This window comes from Candidatus Termitispirillum reticulitermitis, assembly GCF_054655775.1.
The window spans coordinates 1-3,314 of record NZ_BAAIHG010000092.1 but is presented as its reverse complement, the minus strand read 5'-3'; the positions used below and the strand labels follow the sequence as shown (position 1 = coordinate 3,314).

Below are 3,314 nucleotides of genomic sequence, written 5' to 3'. Positions count from 1 at the left end.
TGTATAAAGGGACGCCTTACGAGATGGAGGTAATTGGAACAGCTGACAACGTGAACTCGTTCACTCCTAAGCAGTTGAAAGATTACTACGCGAGCCACTACCACCCGCATAATATGACGCTAGTTATAGTGGGGGATGCGACCAGCGCACAGGTGCGCAAACTAGCTGCGAAATACTTCTCTGTTGCTAGTAAGCTGAACCCTAGTGCTGGCTATTTGGGCGAATGGACACCTGCCATAAAACATATAAAAGAACCTAAAGCTAAGTTTGATAAAGTATATAAGCGTGATGTGGCGCAAGACTATGTAGTGATTGCCTATCCTGTGAATGCTATCTCTAAAGATACGCCAATCTACGATGTTCTGTCAGAGATGCTTGCTGGTGGCGAATATTCGTTGCTGAACCAGCGGCTGAAATACGACAAAGGGCTTGTTTCTTACGTATCGGCTGGCGATATGCTACATAAGCGTGCGGGGGCATATCTAGTACACTTCACCACTAAAACTGGGGAATCTAGCAAGGCGTATAAAGAGTTGAACGGGCTATTATTTAATTTATCTCATGAGCTAAAGGCTGATGAGCTTGAAAAGGCAAAAAAGCGTTTGAAAGCCGATATGGTATTTGTGCGGGAGCATGCAGGCAGGCTTGCAGGTGAAATTGGCTACTCTTATACGCTTGATATGAAGGACTATTACAACACGTACAGCAAAAGGGTTGATGCTATTTCGTTAGCGGACGTTAAGAAACTAGCGGAGAGCATGTTTACTACGTCTCCGCTAGTGTATGCTACATTGCCGAAATAGGTTATGAGGGTGGCTATTTATGAGACAGATTGCTCATTGGTGTAATGATGCACGTCATCGTGCGCTGATAACAGAATTCTGCAGTCAGGAGCGGATAGAACCCGTTGATTTTCGTGAAACAAGCGAAATCAGTGGGCAGTGTGCCGTGTTTATCACCGATGATAAGGCTAAATTGCAGGAGTTCGCAAGCCTTGATATTCATAGATGCCTGATAGGGGACGAGCGTCTTAATCATGCGTATTTCACTATCAACAAGCATTTCAGTTTTCGTAGCCTGCGGTTGCTACTAAATAACATCTATCACGGCACTATAATCTGGAATGTGACGGATGGCGTTATGCTAGATTCGTTCAGGCATGATGTGGTCACTGGCAATCGCTACTATGATGTAGAGCAGATAGTGTGCCAGCTCACGGTTGAGTTGCTGGCATATTGCAGTTTCGCTGATGTAGAGACGATTAGGCTGGGTTTTTCCGAAATGCTCACAAATGCGATAGAACACGGCAACCTTGCCATTACTGAAGAGGAAAAATTCGCGCACACTGAGGCGGGGGACTACCTGCAGTTTGTAGATGAGCGATTGAAAGACCCGCGATATATTGGCAGAAAAGTCTATATAACTATGGAGTTCAAAGAGTTAGAGCTTACCTTAACCATCAGAGACGATGGGGATGGCTTTGATGCGAAAAACGTTCAAAGCCGCCCGCAAGACAACCTGCTACTCCTCTACGGCAGGGGGATAATAATAGCGAAAAGTTTCTTTGACGAAGTTACGCACAGCGAAAAAGGTAATGTAGTGACGTTGAGGAAGAAATTTTAATTGCCCACTATTTTAGTGGGACTAGTATATTTTTATCTTGACAGCCTATTTTTTTTATATATAATCCTACTATTCATATATGAATAATATATCTATATTGGAGGATATTGATTATGGCTGTATTCAAAAGTTTTACCGACCTTGTAGGAAAGACTCCGCTGTTGGAAGTGGTGCGTTACTCAAAGAAACATGGCTTGAATGCTAAGGTTTTAGTCAAACTTGAGTATTTTAACCCTGCTGGTAGCGTGAAAGACCGCATAGCTAAAGCTATGCTTGATGATGCTGAAAAGAAGGGGGCATTGAAACCCGACAGTATTATTATTGAACCTACTAGTGGCAACACTGGTATAGGGCTTGCTGCTGTGGCTGCATCGCGTGGATACAAAGTAATATTAACTATGCCTGATACGATGAGCGTTGAACGCCGCAACCTGCTGAAAGCCTATGGTGCTGAGCTAGTCCTGACGGAAGGCGCAAAGGGGATGAAAGGAGCTATTGCTAAGGCTGAGGAGCTTGGAGCTAGCACACCTAATAGCTTTATCCCAGCGCAGTTTTCAAACCCAGCAAACCCTGCTGTTCACTTCGCTACAACTGGACCTGAAATATGGGAAGATACTGGTGGCAAGGTTGACATATTTGTTTCTGGAACGGGCACGGGCGGCACAATTACTGGTGCGGGCGGGTACTTAAAATCTAAAAATCCTAATATAAAGCTTGTAGCCGTAGAGCCTGCTGATTCTCCGGTGCTGTCAGAGGGTAGGGCTGGTCCGCACAAGATACAAGGGATTGGACCGGGTTTTGTTCCTGACGTGTTAGATACGAAGATATATAGCGAGGTTATCACCGTTAAAAACGAAGATGCTTTTGAGGCAGGGCGTGAAATAGCTCGCGTAGAGGGCATACTCGTAGGCATCTCATCTGGTGCAGCGCTACATGCAGCAGCACAACTGGCTAAACGCCCAGAAAATGCTGGCAAGACGATAGTAGCAATACTGCCGGACACGGGCGAACGCTATCTGTCAACAGCAATGTTTGCAAATGCCTAATATGGTTAAAAGCTAGAAACTATAGTTTATCCATAGTGCCCTCCCTCACGGGGAGGGCTTTTTGTGTCAGTTGGCAGCAAAGGCAGCGCAACAGGATGTTGCAAGACGAGCGCAAGACGAGCCGATGAAATCGGCGACTGAATTGCGTAGCGGCGTATCGCAGGCGGGATTTATTTCCGCCGAGAATAAAGACGCGTATGCGTAGTCGGCACAGGACGTGCCGACGGAGCTATAACAAGGGGAGGGCTTTTTGTGTCAGTTGGCAGCAAAGACAGCGCAACAGGATGTTGCAAGACGAGCCGATGAAATCGGCGACTGAGCTATAATTTAGGTGGTTTTGGCTCAAAATACTGGCAGGGGACGCCAGAGCTTTGCAGCACTGTCATTGAGGGGAGCATTCGTGACCTGAAGCCTAGTGCCTGACAGCCGTAAGGCATACTCCGCACCATTTTGAGAATGCCGCGCCGACAAAATCGCCACGTCTCCTGAACTACTGGTAACGTCTATACGCAGCTGTGCATTTCTATAACTGCTACGCATAGTCAATACGCAAAATAGCACCGCTATAACCAGCGACATCGCTACTGCAAAACTTATCTTACCCCTAATTTTATCCATAGACAAACCCCCAGCACCTGTGCTACA

General features: G+C 46.2%; 5 protein-coding genes. 4 read left to right on the top strand and 1 reads right to left on the bottom strand.

Features of this window, described 5'->3' with window-relative positions:
• From AC1MDJ_RS07130 to AC1MDJ_RS07115, 4 genes are all read left to right on the top strand, one after another.
• Window positions 1-803: M16 family metallopeptidase (locus AC1MDJ_RS07130; protein WP_479690235.1), on the top strand; the 803-nt coding region annotated here is incomplete at its 5' end.
• A gap of 19 nt (window positions 804-822) precedes the next feature.
• Entirely contained in the window at window positions 823-1,623 is an 801-nt protein-coding gene (locus AC1MDJ_RS07125; protein WP_479690234.1) for an ATP-binding protein, read from the top strand.
• A gap of 113 nt (window positions 1,624-1,736) precedes the next feature.
• Complete coding sequence (gene cysK, locus AC1MDJ_RS07120; RefSeq protein WP_479690233.1) at window positions 1,737-2,669, top strand: cysteine synthase A; 933 nt, start codon at window positions 1,737-1,739, stop codon at window positions 2,667-2,669.
• Window positions 2,670-2,739: 70 nt separating this feature from the next.
• The gene (locus AC1MDJ_RS07115; protein ID WP_479690232.1) at window positions 2,740-2,874 is read left to right on the top strand and encodes a hypothetical protein; all 135 of its coding nucleotides are present in this window, start codon (window positions 2,740-2,742) and stop codon (window positions 2,872-2,874) included.
• Window positions 2,875-3,011: 137 nt separating this feature from the next.
• On the opposite strand, the gene AC1MDJ_RS07110 is transcribed toward AC1MDJ_RS07115, so the two are convergent.
• Window positions 3,012-3,314: hypothetical protein (locus AC1MDJ_RS07110; protein WP_479690231.1), on the bottom strand; the 303-nt coding region annotated here is incomplete at its 5' end.

Coding starts and splice junctions, on each gene's coding strand:
- AC1MDJ_RS07125 (WP_479690234.1), top strand. CDS start 823: ATGAGACAGATTGCTCATTGGTGTAATGATGCACGTCATCGTGCGCTG.
- cysK (WP_479690233.1), top strand. CDS start 1,737: ATGGCTGTATTCAAAAGTTTTACCGACCTTGTAGGAAAGACTCCGCTG.